Genomic DNA, 22,109 nt, shown 5'->3' on the forward strand with positions numbered 1-22,109 from the left:
CACCGATGGGTGCGACGCGCTCACGCCTCGGGCTTCTCGGTGACGAAGATGGCGGTGCCCGGGAAGAGCCGTCCGCGCAGCGGGCTCCACTGCCCCCAGATCCCCTCGTGCCCCTGCGGCCACTCCGGCTCCACCAGGTCCAGCAGCCGGAACCCGGCGCCGACCAGCTCGCGGATCCGGTCGCCGAGGGTGCGGTGCTGCTCGACGTAGGTGGCCACGCCGGATTCGTCCTGCTCCACGTACGGGGAGCGGTCGAAGTACGAGTGCACGGCCGTCAGGCCGCCCTCGCCGGGGTCGTCGAGGAAGATCCACCGCATCGGGTGGGTCACCGAGAACACCCACCGGCCACCCGGGCGCAGCACCCGGTGCACCTCGGCGAGCAGCGCCGCCGAGTCGTCCACGAACGGGATCGCGCCGAACGCGGTGCAGGCCAGGTCGAACGACCGGTCGGCGAACGGCAGGGCGAGGGCGTCGGCCTGCACCAGCGGTACGCGTACCCCGGTGCGGTCGGCGGCCTCGGCGGCGTGCCGCAACATGCCGGCGGACAGGTCGACGGCGACCGGTCGGGCGCCCTGGGTGGCGAGCCAGCGGGCGGCGGCCGCGGCGCCGGCGCCCACCTCCAGCACCCGCCGCCCCGACAGGTCGCCGAGCAGCCGGGCGTCGGCCTCGCGCAGGCCCTCGGGGCACCAGACGAAGTCCACGTCGCCGAGGAACGCGCCGTGCTCGGCCTGGTAGTCGTCGGCGTCGGTGTCCCACCAGCCGCGGTTGGCGCGCCGAACCTCGGCGTCACCCACCCGGCGCCGGGTCACCCGGCTGTCGTCATCCACGCGCCCACGCTAGGCCCCACCCACCCGGTGTGGGGCGGCGGCGCGTCCACGATCTGCGCGACGCCCTTCGCGAGGGGGCGGCCAACAGTGCCTCTGGGGCCGGTGTGACGCACGAGACAGCAGGGACGGATTCCGGGCGATTGTTCGGCTTTCGCAGGTCATCGCATCCAGAGAAGCCGGGAGGGCTTGCACGCTGTGGTAATGCGCACGGTAGGCTAGACGATGCGCTCGCGGATCGCGTTGCCTCGGCAGGGAGCAGGTGCGCGGTCGACGGAACCACATCATGATCTCACTAGGCGATCGTTCGGTGTGCCCGGCGACGGATCCGCTGGCGCGAACAGGTCACCGCGACACACCAGCCTGCTGTGACAACCCACCGACCGGAGCAACCGCCCACATGACGAGCAGCATCGAGGCCCCCTCGAGCGCCACCCGGGTCACCCACGACGATCTCGGTTCCGAGGAGGCTTTCCTCGCCGCGATCGACGAGACCATCAAGTACTTCAACGACGGCGACATTGTCGAAGGCACCGTCGTCAAGGTCGATCGGGACGAGGTCCTGCTCGACATCGGCTACAAGACCGAGGGTGTCATCCCCTCTCGGGAGTTGTCGATCAAGCACGACGTGGACCCCGCCGAGGTTGTGACGGTTGGTGACCACATCGAGGCCCTGGTCCTCCAGAAGGAGGACAAGGAGGGTCGTCTGATCCTCTCCAAGAAGCGGGCACAGTACGAGCGGGCCTGGGGCACGATCGAGAAGATCAAGGACGAGGACGGCGTCGTCCGCGGTTCGGTCATCGAGGTGGTCAAGGGCGGCCTCATCCTCGACATCGGGCTGCGCGGCTTCCTGCCCGCCTCCCTGGTCGAGATGCGTCGTGTGCGCGACCTGCAGCCGTACGTCGGGCGGGAGCTCGAGGCCAAGATCATCGAGCTGGACAAGAACCGCAACAACGTGGTCCTGTCCCGCCGGGCCTGGCTGGAGCAGACGCAGTCCGAGGTGCGCACCGAGTTCCTCAACAAGCTGCAGAAGGGCCAGGTCCGCAAGGGCGTCGTGTCCTCGATCGTCAACTTCGGCGCCTTCGTGGACCTCGGCGGCGTCGACGGTCTGGTGCACGTCTCCGAGCTGTCCTGGAAGCACATCGACCACCCGTCCGAGGTCGTCGAGGTGGGCCAGGAGGTCGAGGTCGAGGTCCTGGACGTCGACCTGGACCGCGAGCGCGTCTCCCTGTCGCTGAAGGCGACGCAGGAGGACCCGTGGCGGCAGTTCGCCCGCACCCACGCGATCCAGCAGATCGTGCCGGGTAAGGTCACCAAGCTGGTTCCGTTCGGTGCGTTCGTCCGGGTGGACGACGGCATCGAGGGCCTGGTCCACATCTCCGAGCTGGCCGAGCGCCACGTGGAGATCCCGGAGCAGGTCGTCCAGGTCGGCTCCGAGGTCATGGTCAAGGTCATCGACATCGACCTGGAGCGCCGCCGGATCTCGCTGTCGCTCAAGCAGGCCAACGAGGGCTTCGTCGAGGGCGAGGAGCACTTCGACCCGACCCTCTACGGCATGGCCGCGACGTACGACGCCGAGGGCAACTACATCTACCCGGAGGGCTTCGACCCGGAGACGGGCGAGTGGCTCGAGGGGTACGACAAGCAGCGCGAGACCTGGGAGAACCAGTACGCCGAGGCCCGTCAGCGTTGGGAGGCCCACACCAAGCAGGTGCAGACCTCTCGTGCCGCCGACGCCGAGGCCGCTGCCAACCCGGCTCCGGCCGTCCCGGCCGCCGGTGGCACCACCTCCTCCTCGTCCAGCCCGGCCCCGAGCCGGCAGGCCGAGGAGCCGGCCGGCACGCTGGCCACCGACGAGGCGCTCGCCGCACTGCGGGAGAAGCTCGCCGGCGGTAAGTGACCCGCTGAACGACGACAGGCCCCGTCCCCCGCGATCTTCGGATCGCCCGGGGGCGGGGCCTTCGCCGTGCCTGCTGCCCCAACTCGCCCGGAGCGGGTGGGTTTGGCGGCGGGGCTGGTGATCCGGTTGACTGGTCCGGTGCTGAGGGTGGGATTGACCGGTGGGATCGGGTCGGGCAAGAGCGCGGTGGCCGCACGGCTCGTCGAACGGGGAGCGGTGCTCATCGACGCCGACCAGATCGCCCGGGAGGTCGTCGCACCGGGCAGTGACGGCCTGGCCGAGATCGTCGCCACCTTCTCCGAGCGGGTGCTGGACGCCGACGGCGCGTTGGACCGGGCCGCGCTGGGCGCGGTGGTGTTCGCCGATGAGGCGGCCCGCCGCCGGCTGGAGGCGATCACCCATCCTCGGGTCCGGGCCCGTACCGCCGAGCTGACGGCCGCGGCGGCACCCGACGCGATCGTCGTCAACGATGTGCCGCTGCTGGTCGAGGTCGGGCTCGCGCCCACGTACCACCTGGTGGTCGTCGTGCAGGCGGCCGTGCCGACCCGACTGGAACGGTTGGTGCGGGCCCGGGGGATGGACCGCGCGGACGCCGAGCGGCGGATCGCCGCGCAGGCCGATGACGCCCGCCGCCGGGCGGCGGCGGACGTGGTGCTGACCAACGACGCGACCCTGGCGGCGCTGCACGCCGCCGTCGACGGGCTCTGGGAGCAGCGGCTGCTGCCCTACGAGCGCAACCTGCGGGCGCGGCGGGTGGTGCCGGCGACCCGGGCCGACGTGGCCGAGGCGGACCCGAGCTGGCCCGCGCAGTACGACCGGTTGGCCGCCCGGATCCGGCACGCGCTCGCCCCGGCCGAATACCGGATCGACCACATCGGCCCGACCGCGGTGCCCGGTCTCGCCGCGGATGACGTCATCGACGTGCAGGTGGCCCTCCCGCACCTCGCCGACGCCGACGGGCCACTCACCGACCGGCTGGCGGCCGCCGGTTTCCCCCGGGTGCCGGGGCAGTGGTGGGACGATCCGCGCCCGGCCGGCAGTGGCCGCTGGGAGAAGCGGCTGCACGGCAGCGCCGACCCGGGCCGTCCGGTACGCCTGCACGTGCGGGCGGCCGACTCGCCGGGGTGGCGGTACGCGCTGCTGATGCGCGACCACCTGCGGGCCGACCCGGATCAGCGGTCCGCGTACCTGCTGCTCAAGCGGGAGCTGGTCGACGCGGCGCCGAACGCCGGCGGTTCGGGGACGGCGCGCGACCCGTGGTTCGACGAGGAGTACCTGCGCGCCGAGCAGTGGGCCGCGCAGACCGGCTGGCGGCCCTGAGGGGTCAGCGGGCGGTGGCCGGGGGGTGGGGCGCCGGGCCCAGCCGGGGCATGACGCCGGGGCTGAGGTCCACCTGGGCCCACGTGCCGGCGCCGGTGTGCAGCTCCAGCCGACGCAGTGACCCGTCCCGGTCGATCCAGTAGCGCACCTGCCCGTCGGTGGCGCGCAGCTCGATGACGTCCACGGTCCGCCTGTCGGTGACGTCCTCGCGTACCCGCAGGGCCGCGCCGCGCTGCGCGGCCGTTCCGGCCGAGATCACCGCGCCGGCCAGCACCGCCAGCTCGTCCGTGCCGGAGCGGGCGAACCGCCAGGCCCCGGCGGGCGGTGGCATGGGTGGCCGCCCCGGCGTCTCGGCCGTCCCGCCGCCGCCGGCCGCGGCCGGCACGTCGGTGCGGGCCAGGCCCGTCGCGTCGCGCCAGAGCAGGGTCCGGCGATCGGGTACGCCGAGGTCGGCGACCGCCAGGTACGCGGTGCGGGTGGTCCAGCTCAACCAGCCGGTGCCCCGCAGGTTGGTGTCGGTGCCCACCGGTGCGGTCAGGGTCAGCGTGGCGCCGCCGCCCTGGGCCCGCAGTCGGGCGGGTAACCGGTCCAGTCGGTGTCGTTCGGCGTCGGTGAGGGCACGGGGGAGCCCGGGCCGGCCGCCGAGCGCGTCCACCGGGCGCAGTGTCGGCCGGTCAGCCCGGTTGAGGGTCACCGTGACCGGGCCGACGCCGGGCAGCCGGGTGACCAGCTTGTGCAGCCGGGCGTCCTGGTCGAGCCAGTAGCGGGGTTGCCCGTCGCCCGGTGCCGCCGTGCCGGTCGGTGTCGCGGCGGGGGAGGGGGTCGCGGCGGGCAGCGGTGCCGCGAGGACGTCCACCGGGCCGGCCGCGATGGTCTCCCGGGCGATCCAGCGGCCCACCGCCGGGGCCGGGTCGGGGCGGTCCGCGGCGAGGCCGAGGAGCAGGTCGAGCACCGGTGCCAGGCCGGTGCCGGGTGTCAGGTGGTGCAGCCGCCAGCGGTCGACCGGCGGCACCAGGGGAGGCGCGGCGGGGGTGGGTACCGCCGCCGGGTCCGGCCGGATCACCAGCGCTGGGCCGACGCTCTGCAGCAGGCCCCGTTCGGCGCCCGCGCCCGGCCCGCCCACGTCCAGGTAGAGCAGCGGCCGTGACCAGTCCACCCAGCCCACCAGTTCGGTGCGCGCGGCGCCGGTGCCGGCGGTGACGCGGATCCCGGCGCGCAGGTCCCGGAGGTTGGTGACCCGCATCGCGGCCAGCCGCTCGCCCTCGCCGACGGTGATCGGTCGGGCCGGCTCGGGCGGGTCGGGAGCCCAGCTCAACAACCCGATGACCAGCGCCGTCGCGGACGTCACCGCGGTCAGGCCGAGCAGCAGCAGCACCGTGCGCCGTCGACGGGCGGGCGGGGTCGGGCCGGCGGTGCCGTCGGGCCGGGACGCGTCCCCGGAGTCGGTGCCGGGTGCCGGGTGCGCAGAGGTGTCCACGGATGTGAAACGGGTGGCGCGCGAGGGGGTGACGAGCAGGGGCGCTCGCGGCGGCCGGTCTGCGCCTCGAGCGCGACCACACGGGCGCGCACGCCGGACATGCCGGGTGCTGCGACCCGCAGTGCCGGGGGCGGCCGGCCGTGATGACGGCCTGGCCACCGGCCCGGTCGGCCGCCGCGAGCGGCCTACGTCGAGAGCCTAACGCCGGTGACATGTGCCACACAATGGGAATATTGAAGCTGATCACGTACCCGCCGTGACGGCCGATCCTGTCGGACCTCGGGCGTACCGTTGAGGGTATGGCGCTCGACATTCCCCGGCTCGACAGCCGCTTCCAGGTCGTCAGTGAGTTCCAACCGGCCGGTGACCAACCGGCCGCCATCGACGACCTTGAGCGCAGGGTGCGGCGCGGTGACCGTAACACGGTGCTGCTCGGCGCGACCGGCACCGGCAAGAGCGCCACGACGGCGTGGTTGATCGAGCGGTTGCAGCGTCCGACCCTGGTGCTCGCACCCAACAAGACGCTCTGCGCGCAGCTGGCCAAGGAGTTCAGCGAGCTGCTGCCGCACAACGCGGTCGAATACTTCGTCTCGTACTACGACTACTACCAGCCCGAGGCGTACATTCCGCAGACCGACACCTACATCGAGAAGGACTCCTCGATCAACGAGGAGGTCGAGCGGCTGCGGCACTCGGCGACGATGTCGCTGCTCACCCGCCGCGACGTGATCGTGGTGGCGACCGTCTCGGCGATCTACGGTCTGGGCACCCCGGAGGAGTACCTGGACCGGGCGGTCAAGGTCAAGATCGGCCAGGAGCTGGACCGTGACCAGTTGCTGCGCCGGCTGGTCGACATCCAGTACACCCGCAACGACATGGCCTTCCAGCGGGGCACGTTCCGGGTCCGGGGCGACACCCTGGAGATCATTCCGGCGTACGAGGAGCTGGCGGTCCGCATCGAGCTGTTCGGTGACGAGGTGGAGAAGCTCTACTACCTCAACCCGTTGACGGGCGACGTCGTACGCGAGGTCGACCAGCTGGTGATCTTCCCGGCGACGCACTACGCGGCCGGCCCGGAGCGGATGGAGCGGGCCATCCGCGACATCGAGGCGGAGCTCGCCGAGCGGCTGGCCGAGCTGGAGCGTCAGGGCAAGCTGCTGGAGGCGCAGCGGCTGCGCATGCGCACCACCTACGACATCGAGATGATGCGCCAGGTGGGCTTCTGCTCCGGCATCGAGAACTACTCGATGCACATGGACGGGCGGCTGCCCGGCAGCCCGCCGCACTGCCTGCTCGACTACTTCCCGGACGACTTCCTCACCGTGGTCGACGAGTCGCACGTGACCATCCCGCAGATCGGCGGCATGTACGAGGGTGACGCGTCGCGCAAGCGGATGCTGATCGACCACGGTTTCCGGCTGCCCAGCGCGGCCGACAACCGGCCGCTGCGCTTCGACGAGTTCCTGGAGCGGGTCGGCCAGATGGTCTACCTCTCCGCGACGCCCGGCCCGTGGGAGCTGGAGCAGGCCCAGGGCGAGTTCGTCGAGCAGGTCATCCGCCCCACCGGCTTGATCGACCCGGAGGTCGTGATCAAGCCGACCAAGGGCCAGATCGACGACCTCATGCACGAGATCAAGCTGCGCACCGAGAAGGACGAGCGGGTGCTGGTCACCACGCTGACCAAGAAGATGGCCGAGGATCTGTCGGACTATCTGCTCGAGAACGGCATCCGGGTGCGCTACCTGCACTCGGAGGTGGACACGCTGCGTCGGGTGGAGTTGTTGCGCGAGCTGCGCAAGGGCGACTACGACGTGCTGGTCGGCATCAACCTGCTCCGCGAGGGTCTGGATCTGCCCGAGGTGTCGCTGGTGGCGATCCTCGACGCCGACAAGGAAGGCTTCCTGCGCAGCGGCCGCTCGCTGATCCAGACCATCGGCCGGGCCGCCCGTAACGTCTCCGGGCAGGTGCACATGTACGCCGACAAGATCACCCCGTCGATGGCGGCGGCGATCGACGAGACCGATCGGCGTCGGGCCAAGCAGATCGCGCACAACGAGGCCAACGGCATCAGCCCGGAGCCTCTGCGCAAGAAGATCCACGACATCCTGGACGACATCTACCGCGAGGCGGAGGACACCGAGAACTCGCGGGTCGGCGGCGCGGTCCGCCAGCTGTCCCGCGGCAAGGCGCCGGTGAAGGAGACGCGCAGTCGCAGCCGTGCCGGTGCCGCCACCCCCTCACGGGAGGGGATGGCCCGTGCGGATCTCGCCCAGCTCATCCAGGAGCTCAACGATCAGATGCTGGCCGCCGCCCGCGAGCTGCAGTTCGAGCTGGCGGCCCGGATCCGCGACGAGGTGGCCGACCTGAAGAAGGAGCTGCGCGGCATGGACGCCGCCGGCGTGAAGTGACGACCAACCCGGCGGCGACGCCCCGCGTGGGCGTGGCCGGTCGGGGCGCGGGAAGGGTGGTCCGAGGTTGACAGCGGGGGCGCCGGTCGACGACGAGCTGGTCCTCGGGCTGCCCGAGGTCCGGTTGCGCCCGTTCGTGGACCGGTACATCGGCTACCGGGAACGCGCGGACGTGCCGCTGGTCCGTCGGGAGACGGCCGGCGTCTTCGTGGTGCTGATCCTGGGTTGGGGCGCCCCCCCTGGACGTGACCGACCCGCGCAGCGCGGAGCGGGGCGTCCAGCGGACGGACTCGTTCGTGGCCGGCACGTTCGACGGCTGGTGCACCACCCGCACGGTGGGTGTGGGGGAGGGGGTCGAGCTGCTGCTGTCGCCGCTGACCGCCCGTCGACTCCTCGGTCTGCCGCTGGGTCCAGTCGCACCTCATCCGGGACTTCCACCAGTTCGCCGGTGCCACTCCGGCGGCACTGCTCGCCGCACGCTCAGCGGGCTGACGCGCCCGCCGGCGGGCCGGTCCCGCCGGGACGCCGGGCCGAGGTCACATTCGTCCAATCGGGAGTGGGCCGCGGGCTGGAGACTGGTCGCATGCGAACCGTCTATCCGATCCTCCGGTATCCCGATCCCCGATCCGCGATCGACTGGCTCTGCTCCGCCTTCGGCTTCCAGGTGCACGCCGTGCACGAGGCGCCCGACGGCACGGTCGCGCACGCCGAACTCGTCCTTGAGACCGGCATGGTCATGCTGGGCCCGCGGGCTGACGCCGCGCCTCGACCGGCCGACGACGACTGGTCGGTCTACGTGGCGGTGCCCGACGTCGACGCCCACTGCGCCCGGGCCCGCGCCGCCGGCGCGCAGATCACGCAGGAGCCGTACGACACCGACTACGGCTCCCGCGACTACACCGCCCGCGATCTCGCCGGCACCCTGTGGGCGTTCGGCACGTACCGGCCCTGACCAGCGCGGACGCCGGCCGGAGCGGCACGGGGCGCGCCCGGCCCGGCGACCGTCAGCCGTACCGGCAGACCGGGGTCCGCCGCAGCCGGGGCGGGTCCGGACGCGTGGCGGTGCGGAAACCGTTCGGTTGCGGTGCGCGAGCAAGGTATTGCACTGGGTGATCGTCCTGCGTACTCTCCCTCGGTGGGGAGGCCGGGATGCCGCTGCCAACAAGTCCTGTCATTCGACGAGTCCGCCTGGGTGCTGAACTGCGCCAGTTGCGCCGACGTGAGGCACTGACCCTGGAACAGGTCTGCGACCGGCTGGGCTGGGCCTCGACGTCGAAGCTGTCCCGCATCGAGCTGGGTCAGAGCCGACCGGACCTCGCCGACGTGCTGGACCTGCTGGACGTCTACCAGGTGCCGTCGCCGGCCCGCGACGCGCTGATCGTGATCGCCCGGGACGCGGCCACCAGCCGTGGCTGGTGGAAGACGCTCGGCGAGATGAGCGAGCGGCAGCGGACGTACGCCGAGCTGGAGGCCGGTGCCGCCCACATCGTCGAGTACCAGCCCGCGGTCGTGCCGGGGTTGCTGCAGACGCCGTCGTACGCCCGGTTGCGGGTCGCCGCGGGCGCCCTGCTCACGCCCGAGGTCGACATCGAGGCGGACGTGCGCGCCCGGGCGCTGCGGCAGGAGGTGCTGCGTCGGACCGACCCGCCGCGCTACACGGCGGTGCTCGCCGAGGCGGCCTGCGACCCGGGTGACCTGCCGGTCGCGGTGTGGCGTGAACAGCTGCGGCACCTGGTCACCGTGACCGGGCTGGCCCACGTGACGGTGCGGCTGCTGCCGCGCGGGGCGGCCGGCAGCGGCCTGCACCCGCTCACGCCGTACTCCTGGTATGCCTTTCCCGACCCGGCGGACCCGCGGACGGTGATGCTGGAGGCGCTGACCACCGACGTCCGGTTGGCGACGGTGCTGGACGTCGACCGGTACGAGCGGATGACCGAGGCGCTGCTGGCGGCGGCGCTGTCACCGGAGGAGACGATCACCGCGCTGGCCCGCCGCGTCGGCGAGTGACCCGGCGCGGGCACGACGGCGCGTCGCGCGGCCACCGGGCCCGGCGCCCCCGAGCCCGTCGGGACCGGCGGCCGGCGCGTGCGCAGGCACGCTAACCGGGGGGTACGACAGCTCCACTCAGGCCGGTACGTCGACGAAATGCTCGACCACGGGCGGCCCCGCGAAGTGCGGGCCGATCAGGGCGCGCCACTGCGCGAACCGCTCGGTGGCCCGGAAGTTCTCCTCGTGCGCCTCGACCGAGTCCCATTCGACCAGCAGCACGAACCGGGTCGGGGACTCGATGCCCCGGGTCATCCGCACTGACCGGCAGCCGGTCGCCCCGGCGAGGACCGGGTGGCCCTGGGCGTACGCGGCGGCGAACGCGTCCTCGTGTCCGGGCAGTACGTCGATCAACGCGACCTCAAGCACCATGCCCGCAGCCTCCCACGGCACGGGGACGCCGTGGTGGCGCGGGGTCCACTCGCGGACCCCGACACACTAGCCTCCTAGGAGGCGCTGGCGGGTGTGTCGCGCTGCGCTATTCCCGCCGGGGAGGGTGTGCGGTGCCACCGGCTGCCCGGGGTGTGATCACGGCGCGTGGTGGGGAAGAATGGTCCCCGAGGAGGGGAGTATTCCCTCGCGACGGAGTCGTCAGCACGGTCGATCGCCGGAACCCCGGCGTCCCGACCCGGCGCCGTCGGTCGTCACCCGTTCGCGGGTGGCGGCGGAAGAGACCTCCGACAGTCACCAGAGTTGGCGTCAACGGCACACCGGCCTTCGCGGAGGCGTACGGTGTGCCCGACGCCGCGTGTCTGCCGGAGGAATGAACGTTGGACGTGTCCGGATTGGTGTGGGCGGGGACTCTCGTCGCACTGACTGCGGTTCTGCTCGTCGACCTGTTGATCATCGGTCGGCGTCCGCATGAGCCGAGTGTGCGGGAGTCGAGCCTCTGGGTCGCGTTCTACGTCGGCCTGGCACTGCTCTTCGGCGCTGGCGTCTGGTTGGCCTCCGGGGCCAGTTCGGCGGGGCAGTTCTACACCGGCTGGCTCACCGAGTACAGCCTCTCGGTGGACAACCTCTTCGTCTTCGTGATCATCATGGCCCGCTTCGGGGTGCCCCGGCAGTACCAGCAGAAGGTGCTGCTCGTCGGCATCGTGCTGGCCCTGGTGATGCGCGGCGGGTTCATCGCCGCCGGCGCCGCGTTGATCTCCCAGTTCTCCTGGGTCTTCTACATCTTCGGCGCGTTCCTGATCTACACGGCCGTCAACCTGGCCCGCCAGGGTGAGCCGGACGAGGACGAGTTCTCCGAGAACCTGCTGATCCGGTGGAGTCGCCGGGCGCTGCCGATCTCCAAGGGCTACGACAGCGCGAAGCTGATGACCCACGAGAACGGCCGGCGGCTGTTCACCCCGATGCTCATCGTGATGATCGCCATCGGCACCACCGACCTGATCTTCGCTCTGGACTCGATCCCGGCGATCTTCGGCATCACCCAGGAGCCGTACCTGGTCTTCACCGCGAACGTGTTCGCGCTGATGGGCCTGCGGCAGCTCTACTTCCTGCTCGGCGGCCTGCTCGACCGGCTGATCTACCTGAGCTACGGCCTCGCCGTCGTGCTCGGCTTCATCGGGGTCAAGCTGGTGCTGGAGGCCCTCGCCGACAACAACCTGCCGTTCATCAACGGTGGGGAGCACGTCGGCTGGGCGCCGCACATCCCGATCTGGCTCTCGCTGCTGGTCATCCTCGGCACGTTGGGCGCCGCCACCGCCGCCAGCCTGATCAAGTCCTCCCGGGACCGCCGCCGCGAGTTGGCCGACGCCCGACGCTGATCCCGGCGCCGGCCGGGTGCCCGAAGGTGCCCGGCCGGTCAGACCCGGTGCGCGCCCACCAGGGTGGCGGTGCGATCTGCCGGCAGGGCCTCCTCGATGACCCGCCGTCGCCGGTAGCAGGCGTGCAGCATCCGCCGGTGCTCGCCGCCCGGGGTCGCGGTGACGATCCCGATGTGGTGGATCTTTCGGCCGGGGCGGGCGAAGAAGTAGAGGTCGCCGGGCCGTTCCGCGCCGAGTGGCAGCGGAGAGGTGGCGACCGCCTGGTCGTCGGCGTCGCGGGGCAGCAGGACCCCGAAGCGCCGCCACGCCAGGTGCACCAGCCCCGAACAGTCGATGCCGTACGCGGAGAGCCCACCCCAGACGTACGCCACGTTTAGCAGTCGCTGGGCCACGGCGAGCGCCTGCTCGGCGCTCGGCGGCTCGCTCGACGGTGGGGCGAGCTGGCTGTCGGGCAGCCAGAGTGGGGCGGCCTGGCCGGGAACGTGCACCGGCTGCCAGCCGTCGCGGGCCGGGCCGGCCGGGACGAGACGCGTCCCGACGACCACGCCGGGCACCACGACCGGACCGTGCGGTGCGGCGCGCAGCTCGGTGACCGTGGCGTCCACCACCAGCGGGTCGCCGGCGACGGTCGGGTCGGCAGGGGTCACCTGGTCGGCGGGGAGCCAGCCCGGGTAGCCCCGTGGGTCCAGTTTGGCGGCGGGCTGCTCGACGGCGACCACCCGGGCCCAGCCGTCCGGGCGTAGTTCGGTGACGAGGACCCGTTCACCGAGCAGGAGTTGGCTCAGGACGCAGTCGCCGACCTGCTGGTCGGTGTCCATGCCGGAGATCCAGGCCGGGATGTCGGCGCCGGCGCTGAGCGCCGGGCCGTCGATCGGGCGGACCGCCTCGGGAGAGGTCCACAGGGTGGCCACCGCGACCCGGACGAGGGCCTCGCGGCCCGGTTGCAGCTGCACGTCAACCCCCAGCTCGATCGGCTGTTCCGGGAAACCCTATGAAAGAAACCAACGATCATCAACTGCGGCTCTGAACCTTAGCTTCAGTCAGGCCGGAAATGCCCAGGCCAGGCGCGTCCGGCAACACCACGGTCGCCCCCTCGTAGCGAATCCCACCCTGCACCGGTGACCAGGCCAGCCACCAGGCGGCGTCCAGGTCGGCGACGGCCGTGGTGCCGTACGCGGCGACCAGACTCGCCGCCGCGCCGATGCCGACCTGACTCTCCATCATCGACCCGACCACCGTGCCGAGGCCGTGCGCGGCGGCCAGCTCCAGCAGGGTGCGCGCCGGCTGGAGCCCGCCACACTTGGCCAGCTTGACGTTCACCATGTCGGCCGCCCGGCGACGGATCACCTCCACCAGGTCGCGCACCCCGAAGACCGCCTCGTCGGCCAGGATTGGCACGGATACCCGGTCGCTGACCCAGGCCAACCCGTCCAGGTCCCAGCGTGCCACCGGCTGCTCGACCAGCTCCACGTCGAGCCCGGCGTCCTCGATGCCGCGGATCACCCGGACCGCCTCCCGGGGCGTCCATCCCTGGTTGGCGTCCAGCCGGATCCGGACCCCGGCGCCGACCGCCGCGCGCACGGCCCGCACCCGGTCCAGGTCACCGGCCGCGTCGGTGCCGACCTTGAGCTTGAGCACGGCGAAGCCGTCGGCCTGCCGCTGCCGCGCGGCCGCCGCCAGGTCGACCGCGTCGCCCGCCGCGAGGGTCACGTCCGTCGGCACCCGCAGCGTCGTGCCACCCAGCAGACGCACCAGGGGTACGCCCAGGCGTCGGGCCGCCAGGTCGTGCAGAGCGACGTCCAGCGCCGCCTTCGCGGCCTCGTTACCGGCCACCGCCCGCCGCACCTCCGCGCAGCGGGCCACCAGATCGTCCGGGTCACGGCCGATCAACAGCGGCCCGAGCAGCTCCCGTACGCACGCCTGGGCGCCGCCGACCGACGCGCCGGTGACCTGCCAGACCTGCGGGGCCTCGCCGAAGCCGGACCGGCCGTCGGTGTCGAGCAGCTCGACGACCAGGGTTTCGACCGTGGTGGTGCGGCGCAGGGCGGTGACGAACGGAGTGTGTAAGGGGGCAGAAACCCGGTGGGTGCGTACCGCCGAGATCGTCATGTCGGGCACCCTATACGCAGGCACGCGGCGGGAGGGGACACCGGATGGCTGGGCGGGACTGGGAGATGGTGGGCGCGCCGAACGCACGTGACCTGGGTGGGCTGCCCGGCGCCGACGGTCGGCGGGTACGCGCCGGGTGGCTGATCCGTACCCCGGCACTGGGCCGGCTCACCGACGAGGACCTGCCGGTGCTCGCGAAGCTGGGGCCGGTCTGCGTGGTCGACCTGCGCGACGGCTCGGAGATCGCGGTCGCGCCGAGCGACCGGCTGGTGGGCGAGCCACGGGTGGTGCACCTGCCGGTGCACGACCCGGAGCACCCCGTCTTCACGTACGTCTCGGCGGTGCTGCTCGGCCACGACCTGGACGCGTACGCGGAGCTGGCCCGGGAGGGCACCGCCGGGGCGATGGCGGAGATCTACCGGTGGTTCGTCACCGGCGAGTCGGCGCGGGTCGGCTTCGCCGAGGCGGTGCGGCTGGCCTCCCGACCGGAGAACCTTCCGCTGGTCTACCACTGCTCCGCCGGCAAGGACCGCACCGGCTGGCTCACCGTCATCCTGCTGACCGCCCTCGGCGTCGACGAAGCCACGATCCGCGCGGAGTACCTGCGCAACAACGCGCTGACCGCCAGCCTGCGCGCGGTGATCGTCGAGGCGATGCGGCGGCGGCAGCCGGAGCTGGACGTCGAGGCCGTGCTGCCGGTGCTGGAGGTCCGCGCCGCGTACCTCGACGCCGGCTACGACGAGGTACGCCGGGTGCACGGCTCGTTCGACGGCTACCTGCGCGACGGGCTCGGGCTGACCGATGACGACCTCACGGCGTTGCGGGCGCAGCTGCTGGAGTGACCGGCGCGCCGGCGCGGGCGGCCCGACCGGTGACGATGAGCGCCTGGCCGGCCGCGTACGTCGCCATGACCAGCACCGGCGCGCCGGGCGGCTGTGCCACGCCGGCCACCCCGGCGGCGATCAGCAGGTCCGAGCCGAGGAAGAGCGCCGCGCCGAGACCGACGCGCCAGCCCTGGGTGGCGGCGGTGGTGGCCATCGCGACCAACGCGAGCGCGTAGCCGGCCACCGGCACGGCCAGCCCGGCGGCGGCCAGCCCCGCCCACATCCAGGCCAGCGCGATGACGGTCAGCGCCGCGTACCCGATGGGGACCGCGACCAGCGGCGCGCGGCGCAGCGCCGTCGCGGCGCCGCGCCGGGTGAAGGCCGTGAGGTAGCAGAGGTGGGTGCCGAGGAAGCAGGCCATGCCGGCGAGGAACCAGCCGGTGCCGTCGACCAGCAGCGCCACGTCGCCGCCGGTGGCGAAGGCCAGCCCGGCGAGCACCAGCCGGTCCGGCCGGGCGTCGCGTTCGGCGGTGGCCCTCCAGAGGTACGCGGCGAGCAGCGGCATCAGCAGCGGCTTGGTGAGCGCGAAGGCCAGGTCGCTGTCGGTGGCGTTGGCGAGCAGGTTCGCCGCGGTCACGGCGAGGAAGGCGAGCAGGATGGTGCGGCTGTGCGGCATCGACGGCTCCGGGGGGTGGGGTGCGGGCAGCCTAGCCGGATCGACGGGTGTCGGGTCAGAGCCGGTGCCGGGCGGCCCAGACCTGCGCCGAGATGTGCGCGAGCAGCCGGCAGGCGTCGTCCTCGACCTCGTCGTCGCCGCCGGCCAGGTCGGTGGTGGTGCAGACGGCGATCAGGTACGGCGGGGCGTCGTCGGGCAGCACCACGCCGGCGCCGTGCCGGACTCCCCGCACCCACCCGTTCTTGTGGGCGATGCGGGTGCCGTCGGGCAGGCCGGCGGCCAGGTCCTCGCGGTGCTCCTGAGCGAGCAGCACGTCCAGCATGGCCGCGCAGGCGGCCGGCGACGCGAGCCGGCCGGGGGTGGTGGCCCCGGTGGCCAGCGCGCCGAGCAGGGCGGCCAGGTCGGCCGCGGTCACCGTGTTGGTGATGCCGGCCTCGCGGGCGGCGAAGTCCTCGATGCCCCGACCGGTGACGCTGTTGCGGGCACCGGCCACCGCCCACACCTCGGCCAGCGCCGGCAGCCCGACGTGCCCGATGAGCAGGTTGGTGGCCAGGTTGCTGGACCGCACGATCATCCGGTCGGCGAGCCAGCGCAGTGGCGCCGTCCCACCGACCCGGTCCCAGACCGCGTCGTCGTTGTCGTAGTCGCGGGCGCAGGAGAAGCGGGGCGCGCCGGGCTGGGCCGAGTCGAACTCGTTGACCACGGGGACGTGCGCGTCCAGCTCCAGCGCCGCGGACTCGGCGGCGCGGTGCAGGGCGGCGAGCACCGCCACCTTCATGGTGCTGGCGGCGTAGTGGGTGGCGTCGGCGTGCCGGGTCCATGTCGGCGGGGCGTCGAGCCGGCCCACGTACGCCGAGACGGTGCCGGGCACCCGGTCCAGGTGGGCGTCGAGATCATCCCAGGTCATGCCGGTGACCGTAGCCGATCACCGATGGGTTGTCCCCGGCGTACCCCTCTGCCCGGAAGCGGACGGGCGCGCCGGCCGCAAGCGGCCGACGCGCCCGGTCGTCGGGAGCTGGTGGGCTCAGCCGGCGTGCTTGCGGCGGGCGGCGGCCCGGCCCCGCTGCTGCTGGTCGAGCACCACCTTGCGGATGCGCACCGCGGTCGGGGTGACCTCGACGCACTCGTCCTCGCGGCAGAACTCCAGAGCCTGCTCCAGCGAGAGCTTGCGCGGCGGGATCAGCTTCTCGGTCTCGTCGGAGGTCGACGCCCGCATGTTGGTGAGCTTCTTCTCCTTGGTGATGTTGACGTCCATGTCGTCGGAGCGGGAGTTCTCCCCGACGATCATGCCCTCGTACACCTCGGTGGTCGGGTCGACGAAGAGCTGACCACGCTCCTGCAGGTTGATCATCGCGAAGGCGGTGACCGCGCCGGAGCGGTCGGCCACCAGCGAGCCGTTGTTACGGGTCCGCAGCTCGCCGAACCACGGCTCGTAGGACTCGAAGACGTGGTGCAGGATGCCGGTGCCGCGGGTGTCGGTGAGGAACTCGGTGCGGAAACCGATCAGGCCACGAGCCGGGACCAGCCACTCCATCCGGATCCAGCCGGTGCCGTGGTTGACCAGCTGCTCCATGCGGCCCTTGCGGGTCGCCAGGAGCTGGGTGATCGCGCCCAGGTATTCCTCCGGGGCGTCGATGGTCAGGCGCTCGACCGGCTCGCAGGTCTTGCCGTCGATCTCCTTGGTGACCACCTGCGGCTTGCCGACGGTCAGCTCGTAGCTCTCCCGGCGCATCTGCTCGACCAGGATGGCCAGCGCCAGCTCGCCGCGGCCCTGCACCTCCCAGGCGTCCGGCCGCTCGGTGGGCAGCACCCGCAGCGACACGTTGCCGATCAGCTCCTTGTCGAGCCGGTCCTTGACCATCCGCGCGGTGACCTTGGAACCCTTGACCCGGCCGACCAGCGGCGAGGTGTTGGTGCCGATGGTCATCGAGATGGCCGGCTCGTCGACGGTGATCAGCGGCAGCGCCACCGGGTTCTCCACGTCGGCCAGGGTCTCGCCGATCATGATCTCGGGGATGCCGGCGACGGCGATGATGTCGCCCGGCCCGGCCGACTCGGCCGGCTTGCGCTCCAGGCCCTCGGTCATCAGCATCTCGGAGATGCGGACCCGCTGGGTGCTGCCGTCGGTGCGGCACCAGGCCACCGTCTGGCCCTTGCTGATGGTGCCCTGACGGACCCGGCACAGCGCCAGTCGGCCGAGGAACGGCGAGGCGTCGAGGTTGGTGACGTGGGCCTGCAGCGGCGCCCCGTCCTCGTACGCGGGCGCCGGGATGGTGTCCAGCAGGGTGCGGAACAGCGGCTCCAGCGAGGTGCTGTCGTCGGGAACCGAGCCGTCGGCGGGCTGGGTCAGCGAGGCGATGCCGTCGCGGGCGCACGCGTAGACGATCGGGAAGTCGATCTGCTCCTCGTCGGCGTCCAGGTCGAGGAAGAGCTCGTAGGTGTCGTCCACGACCTCCTTGATCCGGGCGTCCGGGCGGTCCACCTTGTTGATCACCAGGATGATCGGCATCCGGGCCCGCAGCGCCTTGCGCAGCACGAAGCGGGTCTGCGGCAGGGGGCCCTCGCTCGCGTCGACCAGCAGCACCACGCCGTCGACCATGGTCAGGCCGCGCTCCACCTCGCCACCGAAGTCGGCGTGGCCGGGGGTGTCGATGATGTTGATGGTGACCGGGTCGGAGCCGTCCGCCGGCAGGTAGTGCACGCCGGTGTTCTTGGCGAGGATGGTGATGCCCTTCTCCCGCTCCAGGTCGCCGGAGTCCATCACCCGCTCGGTGTTCTCACCTCGCGCGCCGTACGCGCCGGCCTGCCGCAACATGGCGTCGACCAAGGTGGTCTTGCCGTGGTCGACGTGAGCGATGATGGCGACGTTGCGGAGGTCGGTGCGAAGCTGCATACCCTCTATCCTTCCGCCTGCGCTCGCGCAGGCTGCGTCGGGGTCACCCCCAGGTGCCCCTGATCTATGGTGAAACCGCTGTGCCGGTCGTTCCCCCGGCTGGCATGCTGGCTCCCGTGTCCCGGGGGCCTGAGTGCACGACCTGCTGACCACGGTGCAGGGTCTGCCCACTCTGTGGATCTACCTGGTCGCCGCGCTGATCGTGGCGGGCGAGACCGCGGTGATCTTCGGCCTGCTGGTGCCGGGTGAGGCTACCCTGCTGCTCGTCGGCTTCCTCACCTACAACGGTACCTTGCGCTTGGGCCCGGCGTTGTTCGCGATGATCGTCGCGGCCGTCCTCGGTGACGGGCTGGCGTTCCGCGCCGGCCGACGGTACGGCCCGAAGCTGCGCGCCGGGCTGGGTCACCGGGTCGGGCCCGAGCGGTGGGGCCGGGCCGACGCCCTGCTCGCCCGCCTGGGCGGACGGGGTGTGTTCGCCGCCCGCTGGGTGGCCTTCGCCCGCACCCTGGTGCCCCGACTGGCCGGGGCGGCCGGCATGCCGTACCGGCGGTTCGCGCCGTGGAACCTCGCCGGCGTCGTCACCTGGGTGGGCGGCTCGGTGCTGCTCGGTCACCTCGCCGGTGAGTCGTACGACACGCTCTCCGCGTACCTCGGTCGCGCCACCGGTGCGGCGCTGGTGCTGCTGGCCGGCCTGCTCGGGGTGGTGCTCGCCGGCCGGTGGCTGGGCCGCAACCCCGATCCGGCACGCGCGCTGCTCTCCCGCGCCGGCGCGCTGCCGCCGATCCGCTGGCTCAGCGCCCGCTACGGGCTGCTGTTCTTCCTGGTGGCCATGCGGGTCGGGCCGGCCTGGACGTTGCTGCTCAACCTGGCCGCGGGGCTGGTGCTGCTGTTCGCCGCCGGGTTCGCCATCGCCGGCCTGCTCGCCGTGTCGGTGCGCAACAGCGGGCTGGCGGCGTTGGACGGGGCGGTCGAGGGCTGGTTCGCGGCCCGGCGGACCCCGGGCGCCGCCGACGCCACCATGATCGTGGTGTCCCTGGTGCGCGGGTGGGTGTTGATCGTGCTGGTGGCCCTGGTGGCGGCGGTGCTGGCGTGGCGGAAACGGCCGTGGCGGGCGGACCTGCTCAGCGTGGTCGGCACCGTCGGCGCGTTCGTGCCGCTGCTGGTGCTGGCCGTGGTGGCGGAGTGGACCGGGTCGCCGGCGGCCGGCCCGGACGGCGGTGAGTCGGTCCCCTTCCCGACCCAGAACGCGGTGGTCGCGGCGAGCTTCTGCACTCTGGCCTGGCTGGTGTCGCGCAGCGCCCGCTGGCCGGTGGCGGTGGCCGCCTGGACGACCGCCGCCGCGGGGGTGGTGGGCATCGGCGGCGCGCGGCTCTACCTCGGCCTGGACACGGCGAGCGGGACCGCGGCGGCGGTGCTGCTCGGGGTGCTGTGGACGGTGGTGTTCATCGTCGCGTGGGCCACCCGGGACCGGGCGGTGGGGGATCGGAACCAGCTCGTGGAGCCGGTCCGGCCGCCGCCGCAGGGGCCTCGCCGACCGGTCGAGCCTTGTTAGGGTGCGGCGACGGTCACACCGACGTCGGCGGGGCCGTGGCTGCGGTGCCCCGGCCCCGCCGCGTGGTTGGTGGGTCGGTCAGTCTCGAGCGGCGACCGGCTCCGGGTCGGCCGGGACGGCGTCCCTGCTGACCCGGCCGGGCCACCAGAAGCGCTCGCCCAGCACGAACGCCAGCGCCGGCACCAGGACGGTGCGTACCAGCAGCGTGTCGAGCAGGACGCCGATGCAGACGATGATGCCGATCTGGGTCAGCGTGATCAGCGGTAGGACGCCGAGCACGGCGAAGACCGCGGCGAGCAGCACGCCGGCGCTGGTGATCACGCCGCCGGTGACCCGCAGCGCGGAGAGCATCCCGTCGCGGGTGCCGGCCACGCGGGCGTCCTCCCGGGCGCGGGTGACCAGGAAGATGTTGTAGTCCACCCCGAGCGCCACCAGGAACACGAAGGCGAGCAGCAGGACGCCGCTGTCCAGGGCCGGGAAGCCCAGCACGTGGTCGAAGAGCAGCCACGCCGCGCCGAGGCTCGCGAAGAACGACGCGATCACGGTGAGCACCAGCAGCACCGGCGCGACCAGGCCGCGCAGCAGCAGGACGAGCACGGCGCCGACCAGCAGCAGGATGATCGGAAGGATCAGCCGCAGGTCGGAGTCGTTGGCCTTCTCCGAGTCGTAGGTGGCGGCGACCGTGCCGCCGACGATCGCCCCGGTTGGCGCGGCGGCGCCGTCGACAGCGGGGGGTGCGGAGCCGGGCACGGCGGCGACCGCGTCGCGCAACGCCTCGATGGTGCGGTCGGACGCGGTGGTGCCGGGCTCGGCGGCGAGCACCACGTCGACCTGGGCGACGCCCTGCCCGGCGTCACCGGGGCGGGCCGAGGCGACCCCGGGTACGCCCGCGGCGACGTCGGTGACCGCGCGGACCGCCGCCGGGGTGGTGAGCACGGCGACCGGTTGGGTGGTGCCGGCGGGGAACGCGCGGGCCAGGGTCTGCGCGCCGGTGACCGCCTCGGGCTGGGCCCGGAACTGCTCGGTCTCGGACAGGCCGGTGCGGATGCCGAGGCCCCCCAGCGCCAGGCCGGCGAGCAGCAGCGTCGCCAGCAGCGCGACCGGTACCGGACGGCGTTCCACGGCGGCGCCGAGCCGGCCCCAGAGCCGACCCTCGCGCGCCGCGCCACCGACCCGGGGGACGAACGGCCAGAACAGGCCGCGACCGAAGAGCACCAGCACAGCCGGGAGCACGAACAGCGCCGACGCCATCGCGAAGACGACCCCGGTGGCGCAGGCCACGGCCAGTGCCCGGTTCGTCTCCTGCTCACTGAGCAGCAGGGTGAGCACGCCGAGCACCACGGTGCCGCCGCTGGCGAGGATGGGCTCGGCGGTACGGCGCAGCGCGGCGCGCATCGCCGCGAACCGGTCCTCGGCGCGGCGCAACTCCTCCCGGTAGCGGGCGATGAGCAGCAGGGCGTAGTCGGTGGCGGCGCCGAAGACCAGCACGCTGGCGATGCCGGTGACCTGACCCTGCTGGAGGTTGATCCCGACGGCCGGCACGATCGTGTCCACCGCGCGCAGGGTGAGCTGCTCGGTCGCCGCGACGACGACCAGCGGCACGATCCACAGGAACGGGCTGCGGTAGGTGATCAGCAGCAGCAGGGCGACCACGGCGGCGGTCACCATGAGCAGGGTGACGTCGGCGCCCTCGAAGACCGAGGAGAGATCGGCGGTGAAGGCGGGGGCGCCGGTCACCTCGACGGTGAGACCGTCGGGCAGGTCCGTCAGCGTGTCCCGCAGCTCGGTGACGGTGGCGGTGACCTCGGCCTGGCCCCCGGCGGTGCTCAGCGGCACGGCGACGAGCGCCACCGTGCCGTCCGGGGAGAGTTGGGCGGGGCTGACCTGCCCGCCCGCCGCGAAGCGGGCGAGGTCGCCGGCGCGGTCGCCGACGGCGGACCGGTCGGCCTCGCTGAGCGCACCCCCGTCGTCGCGGCTGACCACCACGATGGCCGGCTGTACCTCGCTGGAGGGGAGCTGGTCCTGCAGCCGCTGCACCTGGGTCGACTCCCAGCTCACCGACAGGCCGGTGGCGGAGACCGGTGCCGGGTTGTCCGGCCGGGGCAGGCCGAAGACGGCCGCGCTGACGACGACCGCGGCGGCCACGGTGAGCCAGGCGGCGAACCGGCTGCGAGCGACTCTGGTGAAGACAGACATCGGGTTGACCTCAAAGTCCTTCGAGAGTCGAGTATCTTGATAGGCGAGATTATCGACGGCTGTTCTATGCTGCAACCCGGGAAACCGACGACGGGAAGAAGCGGCGCGAGGTGGC

Annotated in this window: 17 protein-coding genes; 8 read left to right on the forward strand and 9 right to left on the reverse strand. The window is 72.8% G+C overall.

What is annotated here, in order from left to right:
• Nucleotides 1–20 precede the first annotated feature (20 nt).
• Nucleotides 21–827: a class I SAM-dependent methyltransferase gene (locus tag O7620_RS03775; RefSeq protein ID WP_278121870.1), complete on the reverse strand. Its 807-nt coding sequence runs from the start codon at nucleotides 825–827 to the stop codon at nucleotides 21–23.
• A gap of 397 nt (nucleotides 828–1,224) precedes the next feature.
• On the opposite strand from O7620_RS03775, the gene rpsA reads away from it, so the two are divergent.
• A complete protein-coding gene (gene rpsA / locus O7620_RS03780; protein ID WP_151492358.1) occupies nucleotides 1,225–2,724 on the forward strand; it encodes a 30S ribosomal protein S1 in 1,500 nt (499 codons plus the stop codon).
• 138 nt (nucleotides 2,725–2,862) lie between these two features.
• Nucleotides 2,863–4,044 carry a dephospho-CoA kinase gene (gene coaE, locus O7620_RS03785; RefSeq protein ID WP_278121871.1) on the forward strand — a complete coding sequence of 394 codons (1,182 nt, stop codon included), beginning with the start codon at nucleotides 2,863–2,865 and terminating at the stop codon, nucleotides 4,042–4,044.
• A gap of 4 nt (nucleotides 4,045–4,048) precedes the next feature.
• Here coaE and O7620_RS03790 read toward each other — a convergent pair whose 3' ends face one another.
• Complete coding sequence (locus tag O7620_RS03790; RefSeq protein WP_278121872.1) at nucleotides 4,049–5,521, reverse strand: hypothetical protein; 1,473 nt, start codon at nucleotides 5,519–5,521, stop codon at nucleotides 4,049–4,051.
• A gap of 299 nt (nucleotides 5,522–5,820) precedes the next feature.
• Between O7620_RS03790 and uvrB the strand changes: the two genes are divergently transcribed.
• The 3 genes from uvrB to O7620_RS03805 all read left to right on the forward strand — a co-directional run bounded on the left by uvrB (nucleotide 5,821) and on the right by O7620_RS03805 (nucleotide 9,936).
• Nucleotides 5,821–7,929 (forward strand): excinuclease ABC subunit UvrB, encoded by a 2,109-nt coding sequence (gene uvrB / locus O7620_RS03795; protein WP_151489450.1) that lies wholly within the window; start codon nucleotides 5,821–5,823, stop codon nucleotides 7,927–7,929.
• A 583-nt stretch (nucleotides 7,930–8,512) separates the two neighbouring features.
• Nucleotides 8,513–8,881, forward strand: a complete 369-nt coding sequence (locus O7620_RS03800; RefSeq protein WP_151489452.1) for a VOC family protein — start codon at nucleotides 8,513–8,515, stop codon at nucleotides 8,879–8,881.
• A gap of 197 nt (nucleotides 8,882–9,078) precedes the next feature.
• Complete coding sequence (locus tag O7620_RS03805; RefSeq protein WP_278121873.1) at nucleotides 9,079–9,936, forward strand: helix-turn-helix transcriptional regulator; 858 nt, start codon at nucleotides 9,079–9,081, stop codon at nucleotides 9,934–9,936.
• Between the two features lie 117 nt (nucleotides 9,937–10,053).
• Here O7620_RS03805 and O7620_RS03810 read toward each other — a convergent pair whose 3' ends face one another.
• On the reverse strand, nucleotides 10,054–10,347 hold the full coding sequence (locus O7620_RS03810; RefSeq protein ID WP_151489454.1) for an antibiotic biosynthesis monooxygenase: 294 nt from the start codon (nucleotides 10,345–10,347) through the stop codon (nucleotides 10,054–10,056).
• 398 nt (nucleotides 10,348–10,745) lie between these two features.
• Between O7620_RS03810 and O7620_RS03815 the strand changes: the two genes are divergently transcribed.
• Nucleotides 10,746–11,744 carry a TerC family protein gene (locus tag O7620_RS03815; protein ID WP_278121874.1) on the forward strand — a complete coding sequence of 333 codons (999 nt, stop codon included), beginning with the start codon at nucleotides 10,746–10,748 and terminating at the stop codon, nucleotides 11,742–11,744.
• Between the two features lie 38 nt (nucleotides 11,745–11,782).
• Here the strand turns inward: O7620_RS03815 and O7620_RS03820 are convergent, their stop codons facing one another.
• Both O7620_RS03820 and O7620_RS03825 read right to left on the reverse strand, forming a co-directional pair.
• Complete coding sequence (locus tag O7620_RS03820) at nucleotides 11,783–12,697, reverse strand: NlpC/P60 family protein (RefSeq protein ID WP_278121875.1); 915 nt, start codon at nucleotides 12,695–12,697, stop codon at nucleotides 11,783–11,785.
• 58 nt (nucleotides 12,698–12,755) lie between these two features.
• Nucleotides 12,756–13,853, reverse strand: a complete 1,098-nt coding sequence (locus O7620_RS03825) for a dipeptide epimerase (protein WP_278121876.1) — start codon at nucleotides 13,851–13,853, stop codon at nucleotides 12,756–12,758.
• Nucleotides 13,854–13,897: 44 nt separating this feature from the next.
• On the opposite strand from O7620_RS03825, the gene O7620_RS03830 reads away from it, so the two are divergent.
• Nucleotides 13,898–14,695, forward strand: a complete 798-nt coding sequence (locus O7620_RS03830) for a tyrosine-protein phosphatase (protein ID WP_278121877.1) — start codon at nucleotides 13,898–13,900, stop codon at nucleotides 14,693–14,695.
• Here O7620_RS03830 and O7620_RS03835 read toward each other — a convergent pair.
• The 3 genes from O7620_RS03835 to typA form a co-directional block, all read right to left on the reverse strand.
• Complete coding sequence (locus tag O7620_RS03835) at nucleotides 14,664–15,353, reverse strand: lysoplasmalogenase (RefSeq protein ID WP_278121878.1); 690 nt, start codon at nucleotides 15,351–15,353, stop codon at nucleotides 14,664–14,666. The two genes, O7620_RS03830 and O7620_RS03835, sit on opposite strands and share 32 nt — an antisense overlap.
• Before the next feature lie 55 nt (nucleotides 15,354–15,408).
• Entirely contained in the window at nucleotides 15,409–16,260 is an 852-nt protein-coding gene (locus tag O7620_RS03840; RefSeq protein WP_278121879.1) for a serine hydrolase, read from the reverse strand.
• Between the two features lie 117 nt (nucleotides 16,261–16,377).
• Complete coding sequence (gene typA / locus O7620_RS03845; RefSeq protein WP_151489461.1) at nucleotides 16,378–18,246, reverse strand: translational GTPase TypA; 1,869 nt, start codon at nucleotides 18,244–18,246, stop codon at nucleotides 16,378–16,380.
• Between the two features lie 133 nt (nucleotides 18,247–18,379).
• Between typA and O7620_RS03850 the strand changes: the two genes are divergently transcribed.
• A complete protein-coding gene (locus tag O7620_RS03850) occupies nucleotides 18,380–19,798 on the forward strand; it encodes a DedA family protein (protein ID WP_278121880.1) in 1,419 nt (472 codons plus the stop codon).
• Nucleotides 19,799–19,876: 78 nt separating this feature from the next.
• Here O7620_RS03850 and O7620_RS03855 read toward each other — a convergent pair whose 3' ends face one another.
• Nucleotides 19,877–21,994, reverse strand: a complete 2,118-nt coding sequence (locus O7620_RS03855; RefSeq protein ID WP_278121881.1) for an efflux RND transporter permease subunit — start codon at nucleotides 21,992–21,994, stop codon at nucleotides 19,877–19,879.
• Nucleotides 21,995–22,109: the final 115 nt, after the last annotated feature.

The sequence above is a fragment of the Micromonospora sp. WMMD710 genome (assembly GCF_029626045.1).
Lineage (GTDB): Bacteria > Actinomycetota > Actinomycetes > Mycobacteriales > Micromonosporaceae > Micromonospora.